Raw genomic sequence first — 16,533 nt, forward strand, 5'->3', positions numbered from 1 at the left:
GGTATTCCCCGATCGGAATACCGCCTTGTTTTGTTATTTCTGTGCCCGGCGCAGACGCTGGTCCTCGCCAAAGAATTTGAGGACCTTGCAGCTGCCCAGAATCCGGCTGGCCACCTTTTCGGTGTACCGCGCCTCAAAGATGGACTGGTCCACAATGTTGGACGTGTAGATCGTCGGACGGTGGCAGAGCATCCGGGTGTTGATCAGCTCATACAATACGCTGATGGTCAGCTGGGTGATGTACTCGGTGCCAAGATCGTCCAGAATCAGCAGATCGGCCTCCTTGCAGGCATCCAGCCAGGTGTCCCCGGCATCGCGGTCAAAATGTTCGCGGCCCAGCCGGGCGGCCAGGGCTGCTGAACTGGTGTACAGCACATCGAACCCGCGGTTCAGCACGGTGTCGGCGATGGCCAGCGCCATGTGGGTCTTGCCAAGCCCCGCGCTGCCGATGAACATAAGGCCCCGGCTGGACCCGTTGAAATTTTCCGCATAGCTGCGGCAGTACCGCAGTACCTTGCTCATATACTCCCGCGGAGAACCGCCCAGTTCGGGGTCCGGCTCGGTGGGATAGCGGTCCAGACAGAAGGTTTCAAACCCGCACAAGGCCAGCGGACTGGCGGCGTTGATTTCATCCCGCCGCAGACTCCGCGCCACCGCAGCCACACAGCTGCAGGGCTTGCCGTCCCGGATGCCGGAATCCCGGCAGAGCGGACAGACAAACCGCGGTTCCAGATCGGCGGGGGCGTAGCCGGCGGCCGCATAAGCTGCCTGCAGTTTGGCATCCGCCTGGCTCAGCGCGGCGCTGGCCTTGTCCAGATCAGCCCCGCGGGCCGCAGCCATCGTCAGGGCCAGCCCGGCGCGGGTGCGGGCCTCCTCGGCCTCGCGCAGTTCGGGATGGACGGAATAGGCCGAAGCCCGGGCCCGCTGCGCCTCCATCACGGCACGCTGACGCCGCCCCGCCACATGGCGCAGCGCTTCACGGTACAGCTCATCTTTGGTGCGCATGGCTTATTCCTCCGTCGTGTCATCAAAAACAGAATTCCAGTCGGTCTGGAACAGATCGGTCTTGGGGGCGGCGGGTTTGGCACCCGTCGAAAGGATGTTGCTGCCCGAAAGCTGTCCCTGGCCGCGTACGGCCTGAACCCCGGCCAGCCCCTGGGCGTGCCAGGAACGCAGGATGCCGTCCACATACCGGACGGTACGGTGGTTCTCGGCATGGAGCAGGGCTTCCTCGATCATGTCGGCGCCGTAGCCCCAATCCTCGTGCCAGCGCGCCACGGCACCCCGTTCCCAGCGGGACAGCTGGGCCGGCTCAACGCCAAACAGTTTGGCGGCCTCGGCACACCAGTCCTCACGCAGTGCCTGACGCTTGAGATACCGCTCGGCATCCTCACCGGTTTCAACACCGGCTTCCCGCCAACGGATCAGTTCCCGGCTCAGCGCACCGATGGTCCGGCGTCCCTGCCGGGCTACCTCGGCACAGCAGAGCAGTACCACGTCGGGCTGCCAGCCCTCGTTGAGGTACAGCCCCACCAGCCGCTGCATCTCGCCGCGGCTCAGCGCCTTGCCGAATGCCGTCTGGGCCTCCTCGCACAGCACCGATACATAGGGGTCGTTGATCGTCGACAGATCAATCACGGCGGCTTTCTGTACATCGGTCTGTGCCAGCGTCACGCCGCGCTCACTCACGAGCAGCCCGGCGCCGGCCCAGTATTGCAGGGCGCGCTTGGCGGCTTCCACACTGGGCAGACCCAGGTCGTGGGCGATGGTCCGCGGTTCCGGTGCGCCGCCGCCCAGCAGATAGAGCGCGACCCGTACCGTGTCGCCGTCCGCCCGGGTCAGGTGGGCAAAAACCAGGCGCGGTACGGCCACGCTGTCCCCGTTCTGCTCGGCCAGTTTGTATCCCATCGTGTGCAAAGCCTCCAACATTCCAGTTTACAACAGTCCTATTATACCATCGCGGCCCGACCGTGTAAAGCGCGGCCCGGCCCGGGAGACGGCCGCCTATTGTGGAAACTGACAAAAAGATTTGCAAGAGTTTGGTGAACATTTTGGCGGTTTTGACTTGCGCCTCCGGGCGGATTTCTTTAGAATAAAATAGTAAGGATGAATATTACGGCTGCCAGCCGCACAAAGGAGTGGTTCCCATGGCGATCAATCTTGTTAAACTCCCCACCAAAAAGAAAAATCTGCTGCTGCGTGTTGCGCATGGGCATTTTGCGACCAGCCATAGCCATATCAATTACTATATTGACGTGACCATGCAGAAGACCCGTCTGTCCGAGGCCCGCGCCGTGGCGCAGGAGCTGGTGGCTGCCTATACCCACAATACCATCATTGACACGGTCCTCTGTCTGGACGGCACCGAGGTGATCGGCACCTGCGTCGCCAGCGAGCTGACCCGCGACGGGTACGCCAACATGAACGCGCACCAGACCATCTACATTGTCCGGCCGGAGCACACCTCGGGCAGCCAGCTGCTGTTCCGGGAGAATACGGCGCCGATGATTTCCGGCAAGCATGTGCTGATCCTGGCGGCATCGGTCACGACGGGCTACACCGTGCAGGCGGCAGTCGAAGCGGTGAACTACTACGGCGGCCTGGTGGCGGGCATTGCCGCCATCTTCGCAACCGTGGAGGAGTGCGAAGGCTATCCGGTGGTCTCGATCTTCAATCCCAATGACCTGGATCACTACGAAAGCTACGATTCCCACGATTGCCCCTGGTGCAAGGCGGGGAAGCGGATTGATGCACTCGTCAACAGTTACGGCTATTCCAGCCTGTAATCCGAAAAAACCAAAACACCGGCGCTTTCCGGTGGCCAGTACGGCCGGGAAAGCGCCGGTGTTCTTTTTCTGTTTCGGATTCCGGGAATGTCTTACTTGGACTCCAGGACTTCCTTGGTATCGCGGGCGATCATGAGCTCCTCGTTGGTCTCGATAACCAGCGTACGGACCTTGGCGCCCCAGGCGGTGATTTCCACAACGTCCTTGTTCTGCTTGTTGGCAGTGGCGTTCTTCTCGGTGTCGATGCGGATGCCCAGCCAATCCATGTGATGGCAGATCTTGGAACGGGACTCGGCATCATGCTCGCCGATACCGCCGGTAAAGACGATGGCATCCACGCCGCCCATCGCGGCAATGTAGCTGCCGATGGTCTTCTTGATCTGGTAGTTCAGCATATCGCTGGCCAGCTGTGCACGCTTGTTGCCTTCCTTGGCAGCCTTCTCAACGTCGCGCATATCGCTGGAAACGCCGGAAACACCCAGCAGGCCGGACTTCTTGTTCAGGATCTCGTCCAGCTGATGGCCGGTGATGTTCAGCGTATACTTCAGGTAGTTGACCACCGACGGGTCCAGGTCACCGCAGCGGGTGCCCATCATCAGACCGGCCAGCGGGGTCATGCCCATGGAAGTATCGACAACCTTGCCCTGGTCGACAGCGGCAATGGAGGAACCGTTGCCCAGATGGCAGGTGATGAGCTTCAGGCGCTCAATGGGCTCTTCCAGGTACTCGGCGGCACGATGGCTCACATACTTGTGGCTGGTGCCGTGGAAGCCGTAGCGGCGGACGCCGTACTTCTCATAGTACTCGTAAGGAATGGCGTACATGTAGGCCTTCGGGGGCATGGTGGAATGGAAGGCGGTATCAAAGACAGCCACATTGGGGATGTCACCGAACACCTTCTTCGCGGCCTCGATGCCCAGGATGCCGGCGGGGTTGTGCAGAGGCGCCAGCGGGCTCAGCTCATGCAGCGTGGCGATCACTTCGGGGGTGATCAGGCAGCTGGACTGGAACTTCTCGCCGCCATGGACAACACGGTGGCCGATGGCATCGATCTCGGAAGGCGAGTCGATGACCTTGCCGGCACCGGTGGTCATCTTCTTGACGACCTCGGCAAATGCCTCGGTGTGGGTGGGGAAGATCGCGGGGGTGGTGGCCTTGGTGCCGTTGGCTTCGTGCGTGATCATGCTGCTTTCCATGCCGATGCGTTCGCACAGGCCCTTGCACAGCACCTTTTCGCCGTCCATATCAATCAGCTGATAGTTCAGGCTGGAAGAGCCACAATTGATAACAAGGATCTTCATTGGGGATATCCTCCTTCATTTCATATGGGCTTTGACCCTTTTGTTTCATACAGATTTATTATATAATGAAGACGAAAACATTGCAAGGCTCTTTTCGTCATGATCGAACTAAAATTGCGCAGACCAGAGGAACTTTTTATGAAATTTGCGGGAATTATCGCCGAGTATAACCCCTTCCACAACGGCCATGCCTGGCAGCTTTCCGAACTGCGGCAGCGCGGCGCACAGACCATCGCGGTCTGCATGAGCACCGGTGCAGTGCAGCGCGGCAGCCTTCCGGTTTATCCCGAATCGGTCCGGGTCCGGGCCGCACTGCAGGCGGGGGCCGACCTTGTTGTGGCGCTGCCGGTGCCCTATGCCAACGCGAGTGCCGAGACCTTTGCCGCTGCGGGGGTGCATCTTCTGCAGGCGCTGGGGTGCGATACCCTCGCCTTTGGTGCCGAAACCCCGGATGCCGCATTGCTGATGCAAACGGCCCGGCGGCTGGATTCTCCGGCATTTGCGGCGGCCCTGCGCAGCCGTCTGGATGCCGGACTGCCCTTTGCGGCGGCCCGGTCGGCGGCGATGGAAACGCTGGACCCCGCATCAGCGGCGCTGCTGACCAGCCCCAACAATACGCTGGGGGTGGAATACTGCAAGGCCATTCTGCGCAGCGGTGCCCGGATGCAGCCGCTCCCGCTGCCGCGGCTGGGTGCCGGACATGGGCAACAGTCCGCCGGGTTCGGTGCCGGCCGGCCCATGGCGTCGGCAACGATGATCCGGAACTGCCTTTCTGCCCAAGGGCTGGAAGCGGCGGCACCCTATCTGCCCGACGCGGCCATGGCGCTCTACCGGGATGCTGCGGCGGCGGGACTGCTGAGCGATCCCGCCAAGACCAGTACCGCCGTTCTGGCCCGCCTGCGCGGCTGTCCGGCCCGACAGTTTGCCGGTGTGCGCGGGGCAGGGGAGGGGCTGGAAAACCGCCTTGCCGCGGCGGTGTCTGCGGCCGAAACCCTGCCGGACCTGATGGAGCGGCTCAAGACCAAACGCTATCCCACCGCCCGCCTGCGTCGGTTTGTGCTGGATGCCGTGCTGGACATTCCCGCCGACGGTCTGCCCACCCTGCCGCCCTATCTTCATCTGCTCGGGGCGCGCCGCAGTGCGCTGCCGCTGCTGGGAAAAGCCACACTCCCGGCGTCAACTTCGCTGGCCCGGCTCAAGGCATCCGGTGCGGAGGCTGCGGCGATTGTCAGATTGCACAGCAGAGCAGTCGATTTTTCGGCACTCTGCCGCGTCAAAACCCAGCCGGTGGGGCTTGCGTACACCGGGCAGGTGGTGCTATTATAATACTTGTATGGATAAAACGGACGCAAACTTGCAGGATTGTTGCAGCAACACTGCGCAAAATCCTTGCGAAATCTGCGCTTGGAAATGAGGAGAACCATGGCACTGCATGTAATGGATGAAGCAAACCACTGTCTCGGCTGTAAAAATCCCCGCTGTCAGCAGGGCTGTCCGATTCACACCAACATCCCGGAAGTCATCCGGCTGCTCAAGGAGAACCGCCTCAACGAGGCAGGACGGATGCTGTTCGAGAACAACCCGCTCACCACGGTGTGCAGCCTGGTCTGCAACCATGAGAAGCAGTGCGAAGGACACTGTGTCCGCGGCATCAAGGGGTCACCGGTGCACTTTTCCGTCATTGAAAACTATATCTCCTCCACCTACGCCAGCCAGATGACCCACGGCCCCGCGCCCTCCAACGGCAAGAAGGCCGCCATCATCGGGTCCGGCCCGGCGGGACTGACCATCGCGGTCATTCTGGCCCGCTACGGATACGATGTCACGATTTTTGAAAGCCATGATAAAATCGGCGGCGTGCTGCGGTACGGAATCCCGGAATTCCGCTTGCCCAAGAGCGTCCTGGATGACTTTGAATACCGCCATCTCCGGCTCAAGGGCATCAAGGTCCGCCCCAATACCGATGTCGGCAAGGCGCTCAAGGTGGATGACCTGATCCGCGACGGCTACAAGGCCATCTTTATCGGTACCGGCGTCTGGCGCCCCAATGCGCTGCACATCAAGGGCGAAAGCAACGGCAACGTACATTTTGCCATCAACTACCTGCAGAACCCCGATGTCTATCACCTGGGCAACCGCGTCATCGTCATCGGTGCCGGCAACGCCGCCATGGATGTGGCCCGCACGGCCATCCGGCACGGAACCCGGCATCTGCAGTGTTTCTCGCTGTCCAAAAAGATCGCGGCCAGTGAGTATGAGGCGAGCTATGCCCGGCTGGAAGGCGTGGATTTTGTCTTCAACAAAAAGCCGGTGGAGATCACCGACCGCGGGGTGGTGTTCCGCGATCTCCAGGAGGCCGAGGACGGCACGCTGACCGAGATCCCCGGCACCGAGATGCTCTACCCGGCGGACAGTGTGATTGTCTCGATCAGCCAGGGCGCCTGCACGACGATCACCGAGAGCACCGAAGGACTGGAAACCAACGCCCGCGGCCTCTTTGTGACCGATGAGGTGGGGCGCACCACACGACCCGGCATCTTCGCCTCGGGCGACGCCGTCAACGGCGCCCGCACCGTCGTGGAAGCCGTGGCATACAGCAAGAAGGTGGCAGAGGCCATGCATCAGTACATGCAGACGCTGCCTCCCGACCCGCCGGATGAATATGCAGATGTTCCTGTGGCAGAGAACGATGACGGCAACTGATTCGCCTGCCGCACAGCCTCCTCCAAACAATACGCCCCGGAGTCCGAGAGACAGACTCCGGGGCGTATTCGTTTTAGTCCTTGACGTAAAGGCCGCAGTGGCAGCTGCCGTGGAAATTCGGATCTTCCAGCTGTTCGCGGAATTCCTTGCAGATGCAGCGGTTTTCCTCGGTGCGGGCCAGCCGGCAGGGGCAGTACCCGCCGGTCTTTTTGAGACCTTCCCGGATGCTGTTGACCAGCTCGGTGTCGTCATTCAGATGAAACTTTGCCATAAGATACCTCCTCATCAGATTGCGGACGGGGACAAACCACCGGCAGCGGCGCACCCCGCGGAGTGAGCAGGGCAGCGGGCAGCAGAAAAACAAACGGATCTGCCGAGAACAGGAACGGTTTGTTCTCCATCAGAAAATACAACAGAATTGCGGCCAGGAACAACGTCTCGCCGGTACGGCCGCGGCGGCAAAGCCTCCACAGCAAAAACAGGAACATCGCCCCGATCAGGACAGCCCCCACCAGCCCTTTGTTCATCGGCAGGGCCAGGAAGGCATTGTCAATCGCATGGTGCTCGTCCCCGTCGGTGGCAACCCCGCCGAACAGAGAGAAGGTGGCCGGCATCTCCCCGTGGTACCAGGTGGTGCCGTCCTCCTCGACGTGCCAGATCGGAAACCGCCAGAACACATGATGCCATACCTCGAACCGACCGGACAGCAGACGGTTGAGTTTTTCGAGCAGCGGGGTGGCTCCCGGATTTCCCGGATCGAACAGGTAGCCGGCCACCAGACTGCCGGCGGTGGCCAGCGGCATCAGAGCCAGCACAATACCGTGCCAGACCCGGCTTTCAAAAAAGGCAGGCAGCAGTTTCTGCGCCGCAAACAGGACCAGCAGCATCACCATCGTCATGCCGGCGCCCCGGCTTCCGGGCACCAGCAGCGTGTAGACAGCCAGGGCCGTCAGCCCGGCCCAGTCCCACAGTTTCAGCCGGGGCCAGCGCAGCCAGCCCCAGGCAAAGAACACACCGGCCAGACGGGCGCCGTACCCGTTGTAATGACCGTAACCATAGTCCCAGTTGCGGCAGTAGTAGCTGAAAGGAATCAGATCGGTCGTGTAGTGGAGCAGCTGAACCACCACCAGACCGGCCACAGCCGCTGCCAGATAGACGCGCAGCGCCCGGCGCAGATCCACGCCCTTGGCGGCGGTTCCGATCAGAACGGCCAGAAAGAACCACTGATCGTTGCCGTACCAGGCGGCGGCTGCCGCATACAGCACGGCAACTGCGGCGATGACCGGCTGGCGACGGGAATCCCAGTCGGTGAAAAACAGAAGCTTGCCGATGAGCAGCGCCGTCGTGCCGACGGTCAGGGCCAGCCGGCAGACGTAGCTGAAGGTGGGCAGCGTTGTCTGAATGTTGGAGCTGAACACCTCGGAAAGGATCAGCAGCATGACCACGGCGGTGCAGAAAACCCTGTCGCCGGGCATGACCTGACGGAACAGATGGGTACGCCGGCTGCTCTGCAGCGCGGTGTCCATGGGCAAGACCTCCTTTCCGCGGTATCGTGTGGGGACAGACTCAGCGGATGAAATTCTTCAGGTCGCTGTTGTGTCCCATAATCAGCAGGGTTTCGTTGCCCTGGAAAACATATTCCGGCGCGGGCAGCGGATACATATGACCGTCCACCTTGGTGGCGGCAATGTTGATATGGTACAGACTCCGCACGCGGAGTTCCACAATGCTTTTGCCGGCCCACTCTTCGGGCACGGGCACTTCACAGATGGAATAGTCATCGCCCAGCACCATGAAGTCCAGCACATGGCCGATGGTGTAGCGGACAGCCGCATAGTCGGCGGACTGCTTGACGGGATAGATGATCTGGTCCGCGCCGTTGCGCAGCAGCAGACGGGCATGCAGGTCGGTTGCGGCACGGGACAGCACAAAGGCGGCACCGTTGTCCTTCAGCAGGGCCGTCGCCTCCAGGCTGCTCTCAAAATCTTCGCCGATGGCGACAACACAGAGATCGAAGTTGCGGACTCCCAGTGTCCGGATAAAGGACTCATCGGCCGCATTGCCGATCTGGGCATCCGTCACGAAGGGCAGCGCGGCATTGACTTTTTCCTCGCTGCTGTCGACGGCCAGAACATCATGACCCAGCTCCTGCAGCTTCATCGCCATGTAATGGCCGAAACGGCCCAGACCGATCAAAAGAATGGATTTCATATACTTGTTCCTTTCCGGCTCTATGTCAGCCTACCATCACCGGTTCGAGCGGTTTGCGTCCGGGAACCCGGTTGTGGGGGTCGGCCAGGGCGTAGATCATCGTCAGACCACCCACACGGCCAAAATACATCAGAAAAATCAGAATGACCAGCGAGGGCGCTGACAGAGTAGGCGTGATGCCCACCGTCAGGCCGACCGTGGCGATGGCACTGCTGGTCTCAAACAGCGCGGCGGACAGCGGAACACCGTCCAGGATGCTCACGGCAGCCGCACCGCAGAGGAACAGTACCAGATAGGCAAAAATCAGCACCGTTGCCCGGCTCAGCACATCGTGGCTGAGTCGGCGCCCGAAGGCCTCGGTGTCCTGACGGCGGCGCAGCGCACTGCGCACCGAGAGATAGAAAACCGCCAGGGTGGTCGTCTTGACGCCGCCGGCCGTCGATCCGGGCGAGCCGCCGATCAGCATCAAAAAGATGGTCAGCATCAGACCGGTGTCACTGAACAGACTGTAGTTCATCGTGTTGAAACCGGCGGTACGAGGCGTGACGGACTGGAAGATGGACGCCAGGAAACGCTCCCCCAGCGTATAGTCTCCCCACTGGGGCAGACGAAATTCGTACAGGAAGAAGAACAGGAAGGGGACCACCAGCAGGAAAGCCGTGGTGGAGAGCACCAGCTTGGTCTGCAGCCGGCAGCGGCGCAGATGGCGGTGGTGTTCCTGCAGATCCAGCCAGACCGAAAAGCCCAGGCCGCCCACAATGATCAGAAAGCAGATGGTCAGGTTGACGACGGGATCGCCGACCCAGTGCGTCAGCGAAGAGAAGGGGCCGCCGTGGCCCATCAGGTCAAAGCCGGCGTTGCAGAACGCCGAGATGCTGTGGAAAATGCCATACCAGATGCCCCTGGCGATGCCGTATTCCGGCACAAACCGGGTGGCCAGCAGGACGGCGCCGAACCCTTCAAAGAGGGCCGTATACAAAAAGATCTTGCCGGTGGCCCGCAGGATGCCCGCCATCTGGGGCAGGCCGGAAGTTTCCTGCATCAGATACCGCTGCCGCAGTCCGATTTTGGTGCCGCGCAGGATGTTGATGGCAACGGCGACGGCCACAAAACCCATGCCGCCGATCTGGATCAGCATCAGAATGACAAACTGCCCGAACAGTGACCAGTGGGTCCAGGTGTCGTAGACGACCAGGCCGGTCACGCAGGATGCGGAGGTGGCGGTGAAAAGGGCATCCAGGAAGGGCGTTACGCTCCGGGTGCGGCTGGAAAACGGCAGCATCAGCAGGAGTGTGCCCGCAAAGATCATAACCATAAAGCCCACCACGATCACCTGTGCAGGGGTGAAACGACGGAGCCGTTCGGTCTGTGTTGCTATCAAATCCGATTCCTCCTGAATTGATTGGAATTGTTGGAAAGCAGTACGGGGCTATTGTAGCACATTCTCTCCAAAAAATAAAGCCGCTGCGACAAAAGTCGCCTTCAATGGCCGGAAAATGCGGTGCCCGATGGCAAAACGGAAGCATTTGGCAGAATGACTAAAGAAAATCTTTCAATTTTGTCGGGCGCGCGGAACGGTTTTCTGGTATAATGGCAACGGAACCATCCAAAGGGGGAAGACTGCATGGAGAACAATTCAAGACGCCTGAGCCGTGCCGGACTGCGCCGCCAGGAAGAGCGCGTCAAGCATGCGTTCCGGGATCAGGTGGCGGAGGTCGCCAGCCTGCTCGAAGTGCTGCTTGCCATCCTGGTCCTGGTGGGGCTGATCTTCTGCGTTGTACCGCTGATCCAGTGGATGCCCGGCCTGATGGTGGACGGCAACGAGGTGGATGTGCGCACCTTTCTGGAACGGGCGCTCGATGTGGTCATCGGCATCGAGTTCATCAAGATGCTTGCCAAGCACAGCCCGGGCAGCAGCCTCGAAGTGCTTTTGTACGCCATCGCCCGGCATATGATCGTCGGTCATGACAGCGCGCTGGAAAACCTGCTCAGTGTGGCGGCCATTGCCCTGATCTTTATTGTGCGGAAGTTTTTCTTTGTCCCTTCCTTCGGTGCCACGATGCCCGGCGGCAAGCCCGCCCCGGACCTGGAACCGAACCAGGAGGAGACCTGCACGGCCGACGACTGAACCCGGTAGATCAGAAAGAAATCCAAAGAGGCGCTTTCCTCTCGGCTTTTTACGGCCGGGGAAAGCGCCTCTTGCCTTTGTAATTTCTCTCAGAACAGTCCGGTGATGCGGCCGTTGGCATCGCAGTCGATGTCCATGGCGGCCGGATGCTTGGGCAGACCGGGCATCGTCATGATGTTGCCGCAGATGACCACCACAAAGCCGGCACCGGCAGACAGCCGGACTTCCCGCACATTCATCTCGAAGCCGGTGGGGGCACCGATCAGCTTGGCATCGTCGCTGAAGGAATACTGGGTCTTGGCGATGCAGACCGGCAGGTTGCCGTATCCCAGATCGGTCAGCTCGGCCAGCGTCTTCTTGGCAGCGGCCGAGTACGCCACGCCATCGGCGCGGTAGATCTTCTTCGCAATGGCCTCGATCTTTTCCGTCAGCGAAGCATCCAGATCGTAGGTGAAGCGGATGGGTTTGGGTTCCTCCGGCAGGATGGAGAGAACGGTCTCGGCCAGGGCCTTGCCACCCTCGCCGCCTTTGGCAAATACCTCAGACAGGGCGCACTTCACACCGGCCGACTCGCAGACCTCCGAGATGACGGCCATCTCCTCCGGCGTGTCGGTGGGGAAGGCGTTGATCGCCACACAGACCGGCAGGCCGAACTGATCCTTGATGTTGGCAATGTGGCGTTCCAGGTTGGCAGCACCGCGGCGGACTGCCTCGGCGTTCGGCTTGGACAGATCCGCCTTGGCCACGCCGCCGTGCGACTTGAGAGCGCGGACCGTGGCAACCAGCACCACCGCGGAAGGATGCAGGTCCGCCATGCGGCACTTGATGTCCAGGAACTTCTCGGCACCCAGATCGGCACCGAATCCGGCTTCGGTCACAACGTAGTCCGCCAGCTTCAGGCTCAGCTTGGTGGCGGTCACGCTGTTGCAGCCGTGGGCAATGTTGGCGAACGGGCCGCCGTGGATGATGGCCGGATTGTTTTCCAGCGTCTGGACCAGGTTCGGGTCGATGGCATCCTTGAGCAGCGCGGTCATGGCACCCGCGGCGCCGATCTCGCCGGCTGTGACGGGCTTGCCGTCGTAGGTGTAGGCGCAGACAATGCGGGAAAGCCGATCTTTCAGATCCTTCAGGTCGGTGGCCAGGCAGAAGATCGCCATGATTTCGCTGGCAACCGTGATGTCAAAGCCGTCCTCACGGGGGGTGCCGTTGACCTTGCCGCCCAGACCGTCCACAATGAAGCGCAGCTGACGGTCATTCATATCCATGCAGCGCTTCCAGGTGATGCGCCGGGGATCAATGTTCAGCGGATTGCCCTGCTGGATGGAGTTGTCGATCATCGCAGCGAGCAGGTTGTTCGCAGTGCCGATGGCGTGCAGGTCACCGGTGAAATGCAGGTTGATGTCCTCCATCGGAACGACCTGGGCGTAACCGCCGCCGGCCGCGCCGCCCTTGATGCCGAACACGGGACCCAGGGAGGGCTCCCGCAGGCAGAGCATCGTGCGCTTGCCCAGCGCGTTCATCGCATCGGCCAGACCCACACTGGTGGTGGTTTTGCCCTCGCCGGCCGGCGTGGGGCTGATCGCCGTGACCAGAATCAGCTTGCCGTCCGGGCGGTCGCTGTGGATCAGCTTGTGGTCGATCTTGGCCTTGTATTTGCCGTAGGGGATAATGTCATCCGCGGTCAGTCCGACCTTGGCGGCAATCTCGGTGATGGGCTGCATCTTGGCAGCCTGTGCGATTTCAATATCACTCAGCATACAAAGGGCTCCTTTCGGTCAAACAAAAAAGGGCTGCATACACCGCGACAACGGTGTATGCAGCCCAGACGGTCGACTTTCATGCATAACGAGCTGCATCCCCGGTGGTTGTACCCACCATATTCCGTCAGTCAGCAGCTTTACGATATTACAGTAGCACAGCAGCGGGGGATTTGTCAAGTCTTTTCACAGCACGAAATGGCGGAATCCCCACTTGCGGCAGAAGCGGAACATGCTCTCCATCTGCATCCAGAACTTCTTGCGGTCCCGGACCGGGTCACGGTGCCAGGCATGGGTGGCATGGAACTGCGGCAGCAGATACACCTTGCCCTCCTGCAGGACGCGCTGGGTCAGATCGGCATCCTCCACATACATGAAGTAGTCGGGATCAAATCCGCCCACCTTCTTGAACACATCGGTGCGCACAGCCATGAAACTGCCCGTGCAGAACTCGATGGGCTGCGGGATGCTCAGATCCTCGTCCTGCATCGTGTAATGGGCGTTCAGACGGCGGCAGAATCCCACATTCTTGACAAGTTTCGGGAACTGACGCACGGCCATGGCCAGAATCTGGGGCTTGCGGCGCGGCAGGTGCTGGATGCGGCCGTCCGGGAAAAACAGCTGGGGCGTTGCCATCGCCACATCGGGATGGCGCAGCAGCCAGTCAGACATGGCCGGCAGAATGGTATCGTCAATCACGACATCGGGATTGAGAATAAAATGTACGTCACTGTCCAGCCGGTCCAGCACGGTATTGTGTCCCTTGCCGAACCCGACATTCTGCGGCAGACAGATCACCGTGACACGGCTGTCCGAAAAATCCGTCCGGGCCAGGCGCTCCCCGCACTGGTCAGGACTGGCATTGTCCACGACATACAGCGAAAAATCCGGCCCCGGCGTGTGAGCCAGCACACTGCGCACAGCGGCACATACTTCTTCGTAATCACAGTATGACACAATGCAGGCACTGATCTTTGCCATAAAAACTCCTTACCCGCGCAGCGGGTCAACCACGGCTTTCAGATCCCCGAGATCATACGGGGTATTCTGATAGACATAGTAATTCAGCCAGTTGGTGTACAGCAGGTGCCCGTGGGCACGCCAGCGGAACAGCGGGTCACGGCTGGGATCATCGTCCGGGTAATAGTTCACCGGAACGTGAATCTCCTTGCCGGCCTGCAGATCGCGGCGATATTCGGCATCCAGCGTATACTTGTCGTATTCGGGATGACCGATCACAAAGATCTGGCGTCCCGACTCGGTGGAAAGCAGCATCGGACCGGCAACATCGCTTTCGGCCAGCATCCGCAGCTCGGGATGGGCGTCGATGTCGGCGCGGTTCAGACCTGCCCAGCGGCTGTGCGGCGCATAGAATACTTCATCAAAGCCGCGAACCAGCGGGTTGGAAGGGCGGACGACCCGGTGCTCAAACACGCCGAACATCTTGCTGGGCAGATGCACCTTCCGCACGCCGAAGTGGTAATACAGTCCGGCCAGGGCACCCCAGCACAGATGGATCGTCGAGTAGACGTTTTCCTTGCTGTAATCCATGATCCGGCACAGCTCGGGCCAGTAGTCCACATCCTCGTAGTCCAGGTCCTCAATGGGCGCACCGGTGATGATCATTCCGTCAAACCGTTCGTTGCGGATCTGATCAAAGGTCTTGTAAAACGCCTTCATGTGTTCCTGCGGCGTATGGGTGGTATCATGGGTCGCCGTCTGCAAGAAGGTCAGCATGACCTGCAGCGGACTGTTGGCAAGCAGGCGGGCCAGCTGGGTCTCGGTGACGATCTTGGTCGGCATCAGATTGAGAATCAGGATGCGCAGCGGCCGGATCTGCTGGCTCTGGGCGCGCTGCCGGTGCATGACAAAGATGTTCTCGCGGGAGAGCTCTTCATACGCGGGCAGCTCTTTGGGAATGATAAGAGGCATAGCGAAGCTCCTGATCTCAGATCTGGTCCAGGGCCTGAGCAATATCGTTGATCAGGTCGTTCTTGTCCTCCAGACCGCAGCTCATCCGGACCAGATCCGGCTGCACACCGGCGGCAAGCAGCTGCTCGTCGTTCATCTGGCGGTGGGTGGAACTCGCGGGATGCAGGCAGCAGGTGCGGGCATCGGCCACATGGGTCTCAATGGCCGCTACCTTCAGATGGCCCATAAAGGCCTTGGCAGCATCGCGGCCGCCCTTGACGCCGAAGCTGACCACACCGCAGGAACCGTGGGGCAGGTACTTCTTGGCGATCTCGTGGTATTTGTCGCCGGGCAAACCGCAATAATTCACATAGGAAATCTTGGGATGGGAAGCCAGAAATTCCGCCACGGCCTGGCCGTTCTCGCAATGACGGGCCATCCGGACATGCAGGCTCTCCAGGCCCAGGTTGAGCATATAGGCACTCATCGGGCTCTGGGTGCAGCCGAAGTCACGCATCAGCTGTGCGGTGGCTTTGGTGATGAAGGCACCCTCCTTGCCGAACCGCTCAGCATAGGTGATGCCGTGATAGCTGTCGTCGGGGGTGGTCAGGCCGGGGAACTTGTCGGCATGAGCCATCCAGTCAAACTTGCCGCCGTCCACAATGGCGCCGCCCACGCAGCCGCCGTGGCCGTCCATGTACTTGGTGGTGGAATGGGTCACAATGTCGGCACCCCAGGAAAGAGGCCGGCAGTTGATCGGCGTGGCAAAGGTGTTGTCCACAATCAGCGGCACACCGTGGGCATGGGCCGCGCGGGCAAATTTTTCAATGTCCAGCACGGTCAGCGCCGGGTTGGCGATGGTCTCGCCGAAGACGGCCTTGGTGTTGTCGCGGAACGCGGCGTTGAGCTCTTCCTCGGTGCAGTCGGGGGAGACAAAGGTCACCGAGATGCCCATCTTGGCCATCGTGACCGAGATCAGGTTGAAGGTACCGCCGTAGATCGAGCTGGAGGAGACGATGTGATCCCCGGCGTTGCAGATGTTGAACAGCGCAAAGAAGTTGGCTGCCTGACCGGAGCTGGTCAGCATGCCGGCCGTGCCGCCCTCGAGTTCGGTGATCTTGGCCGCGACGGCATCGCAGGTGGGGTTCTGCAGACGGGAGTAGAAATAGCCGCTGGCCTCCAGGTCAAACAGCTTGCCCATCTCATCGGAACTGTCATATTTAAAGGTAGTGCTCTGGACGATGGGAATCTGGCGGGGTTCGCCGTTGCCCGGGGTGTAACCGCCCTGCACGCACAAGGTATTGATGCTCAGATTTTGATCTGCCATAGCTTGAAACTTCCTCTCAGAAAGAATACTGCATAGATACCTTCTTATTGTATAGTTTTTGTAAGGTAAAATCAAGGGTACAAAGCGTCAAAAGGAAAAATAATCCAGCCAAAAAATGGAGAATTTCTTGCAGAAGGGCGAAAATGCGCATCGGCCGGCCTGTTTGGCTGCTGCGGCGCTACCAAAGAGCGGTTCCGGATGTTCACAATTTTTTTTCATTTTATCCCATTGACAAAGTGCAGGGATGTGCTACAATATTAGCAGTCGGAAGCAGAGAGTGCTAATTCAGAGAACGATTCCCGCAAAACGCCCTGAAGCCGATCAGGCTGCAAGCCGCCGGGCGGGAATGGCACTCATATGGTTCCGTTTGCTAATATACCGTTATCGTTGCCCATGCAAGGAGGTTTGC

15 protein-coding genes and 1 riboswitch are annotated in these 16,533 nt (G+C 60.3%); of the genes, 4 read left to right on the forward strand and 11 right to left on the reverse strand.

Translation table 11 applies throughout. The features are described from left to right. Positions 1-33: 33 nt before the first annotated feature. A complete protein-coding gene (locus U0L91_RS02510; RefSeq protein WP_330044609.1) occupies positions 34-1,005 on the reverse strand; it encodes an ATP-binding protein in 972 nt (323 codons plus the stop codon). A gap of 3 nt (positions 1,006-1,008) precedes the next feature. Further along, on the reverse strand, positions 1,009-1,908 hold the full coding sequence (locus U0L91_RS02515) for a DnaD domain-containing protein (RefSeq protein WP_330044611.1): 900 nt from the start codon (positions 1,906-1,908) through the stop codon (positions 1,009-1,011). 239 nt (positions 1,909-2,147) lie between these two features. Between U0L91_RS02515 and U0L91_RS02520 the strand changes: the two genes are divergently transcribed. Continuing rightward, on the forward strand, positions 2,148-2,786 hold the full coding sequence (locus tag U0L91_RS02520) for a type I phosphoribosyltransferase (RefSeq protein WP_330044613.1): 639 nt from the start codon (positions 2,148-2,150) through the stop codon (positions 2,784-2,786). A 92-nt stretch (positions 2,787-2,878) separates the two neighbouring features. On the opposite strand, the gene U0L91_RS02525 is transcribed toward U0L91_RS02520, so the two are convergent. Beyond that, positions 2,879-4,087 (reverse strand): acetate/propionate family kinase, encoded by a 1,209-nt coding sequence (locus U0L91_RS02525; protein ID WP_330044614.1) that lies wholly within the window; start codon positions 4,085-4,087, stop codon positions 2,879-2,881. 138 nt (positions 4,088-4,225) lie between these two features. Between U0L91_RS02525 and U0L91_RS02530 the strand changes: the two genes are divergently transcribed. After that, positions 4,226-5,413: a nucleotidyltransferase family protein gene (locus U0L91_RS02530; protein ID WP_330044616.1), complete on the forward strand. Its 1,188-nt coding sequence runs from the start codon at positions 4,226-4,228 to the stop codon at positions 5,411-5,413. A gap of 96 nt (positions 5,414-5,509) precedes the next feature. Continuing rightward, positions 5,510-6,790: an NAD(P)-dependent oxidoreductase gene (locus U0L91_RS02535; protein WP_330044618.1), complete on the forward strand. Its 1,281-nt coding sequence runs from the start codon at positions 5,510-5,512 to the stop codon at positions 6,788-6,790. 73 nt (positions 6,791-6,863) lie between these two features. On the opposite strand, the gene U0L91_RS02540 is transcribed toward U0L91_RS02535, so the two are convergent. The 4 genes from U0L91_RS02540 to U0L91_RS02555 are packed head-to-tail and all read right to left on the reverse strand — an operon-like array spanning position 6,864 to position 10,382. Further along, a complete protein-coding gene (locus U0L91_RS02540; protein ID WP_330044620.1) occupies positions 6,864-7,061 on the reverse strand; it encodes a ferredoxin-thioredoxin reductase catalytic domain-containing protein in 198 nt (65 codons plus the stop codon). After that, the gene (locus U0L91_RS02545) at positions 7,039-8,316 is read right to left on the reverse strand and encodes an O-antigen ligase family protein (protein ID WP_330044621.1); all 1,278 of its coding nucleotides are present in this window, start codon (positions 8,314-8,316) and stop codon (positions 7,039-7,041) included. The genes U0L91_RS02540 and U0L91_RS02545 overlap by 23 nt, the downstream gene beginning before the upstream one ends. Before the next feature lie 40 nt (positions 8,317-8,356). Further along, a complete protein-coding gene (locus U0L91_RS02550; RefSeq protein ID WP_330044622.1) occupies positions 8,357-9,001 on the reverse strand; it encodes a potassium channel family protein in 645 nt (214 codons plus the stop codon). A gap of 25 nt (positions 9,002-9,026) precedes the next feature. Further along, a complete protein-coding gene (locus U0L91_RS02555) occupies positions 9,027-10,382 on the reverse strand; it encodes a TrkH family potassium uptake protein (protein ID WP_330044624.1) in 1,356 nt (451 codons plus the stop codon). A gap of 243 nt (positions 10,383-10,625) precedes the next feature. Here U0L91_RS02555 and U0L91_RS02560 point away from each other — a divergent pair, with 243 nt between their 5' ends. Further along, positions 10,626-11,129 (forward strand): transporter, encoded by a 504-nt coding sequence (locus U0L91_RS02560; protein ID WP_330044626.1) that lies wholly within the window; start codon positions 10,626-10,628, stop codon positions 11,127-11,129. A gap of 89 nt (positions 11,130-11,218) precedes the next feature. Here the strand turns inward: U0L91_RS02560 and U0L91_RS02565 are convergent, their stop codons facing one another. The 4 genes from U0L91_RS02565 to U0L91_RS02580 form a co-directional block, all read right to left on the reverse strand. Then, complete coding sequence (locus U0L91_RS02565; protein ID WP_330044628.1) at positions 11,219-12,886, reverse strand: formate--tetrahydrofolate ligase; 1,668 nt, start codon at positions 12,884-12,886, stop codon at positions 11,219-11,221. 55 nt (positions 12,887-12,941) lie between these two features. Further along, positions 12,942-13,031, reverse strand: a riboswitch (ZMP/ZTP riboswitch). A 41-nt stretch (positions 13,032-13,072) separates the two neighbouring features. Continuing rightward, positions 13,073-13,867 carry a glycosyltransferase family 2 protein gene (locus U0L91_RS02570; protein ID WP_330044630.1) on the reverse strand — a complete coding sequence of 265 codons (795 nt, stop codon included), beginning with the start codon at positions 13,865-13,867 and terminating at the stop codon, positions 13,073-13,075. A gap of 9 nt (positions 13,868-13,876) precedes the next feature. Then, entirely contained in the window at positions 13,877-14,818 is a 942-nt protein-coding gene (gene metA / locus U0L91_RS02575) for a homoserine O-acetyltransferase MetA (RefSeq protein WP_330044631.1), read from the reverse strand. Positions 14,819-14,834: 16 nt separating this feature from the next. Beyond that, a complete protein-coding gene (locus U0L91_RS02580) occupies positions 14,835-16,124 on the reverse strand; it encodes an O-acetylhomoserine aminocarboxypropyltransferase/cysteine synthase family protein (protein WP_330044633.1) in 1,290 nt (429 codons plus the stop codon). Positions 16,125-16,533 lie beyond the last annotated feature (409 nt).

This window comes from Gemmiger sp. (assembly GCF_036306485.1).
Classification (GTDB): Bacteria; Bacillota; Clostridia; order Oscillospirales; family Ruminococcaceae; genus Gemmiger.

Coding starts and splice junctions, on each gene's coding strand:
- U0L91_RS02535 (WP_330044618.1), top strand. CDS start 5,510: ATGGCACTGCATGTAATGGATGAAGCAAACCACTGTCTCGGCTGTAAA.
- U0L91_RS02545 (WP_330044621.1), bottom strand. CDS start 8,316: ATGGACACCGCGCTGCAGAGCAGCCGGCGTACCCATCTGTTCCGTCAG.
- U0L91_RS02565 (WP_330044628.1), bottom strand. CDS start 12,886: ATGCTGAGTGATATTGAAATCGCACAGGCTGCCAAGATGCAGCCCATC.
- U0L91_RS02530 (WP_330044616.1), top strand. CDS start 4,226: ATGAAATTTGCGGGAATTATCGCCGAGTATAACCCCTTCCACAACGGC.
- U0L91_RS02525 (WP_330044614.1), bottom strand. CDS start 4,087: ATGAAGATCCTTGTTATCAATTGTGGCTCTTCCAGCCTGAACTATCAG.
- U0L91_RS02580 (WP_330044633.1), bottom strand. CDS start 16,124: ATGGCAGATCAAAATCTGAGCATCAATACCTTGTGCGTGCAGGGCGGT.
- U0L91_RS02550 (WP_330044622.1), bottom strand. CDS start 9,001: ATGAAATCCATTCTTTTGATCGGTCTGGGCCGTTTCGGCCATTACATG.
- U0L91_RS02560 (WP_330044626.1), top strand. CDS start 10,626: ATGGAGAACAATTCAAGACGCCTGAGCCGTGCCGGACTGCGCCGCCAG.
- U0L91_RS02520 (WP_330044613.1), top strand. CDS start 2,148: ATGGCGATCAATCTTGTTAAACTCCCCACCAAAAAGAAAAATCTGCTG.
- U0L91_RS02510 (WP_330044609.1), bottom strand. CDS start 1,005: ATGCGCACCAAAGATGAGCTGTACCGTGAAGCGCTGCGCCATGTGGCG.
- U0L91_RS02540 (WP_330044620.1), bottom strand. CDS start 7,061: ATGGCAAAGTTTCATCTGAATGACGACACCGAGCTGGTCAACAGCATC.
- U0L91_RS02570 (WP_330044630.1), bottom strand. CDS start 13,867: ATGGCAAAGATCAGTGCCTGCATTGTGTCATACTGTGATTACGAAGAA.
- U0L91_RS02515 (WP_330044611.1), bottom strand. CDS start 1,908: ATGGGATACAAACTGGCCGAGCAGAACGGGGACAGCGTGGCCGTACCG.
- metA (WP_330044631.1), bottom strand. CDS start 14,818: ATGCCTCTTATCATTCCCAAAGAGCTGCCCGCGTATGAAGAGCTCTCC.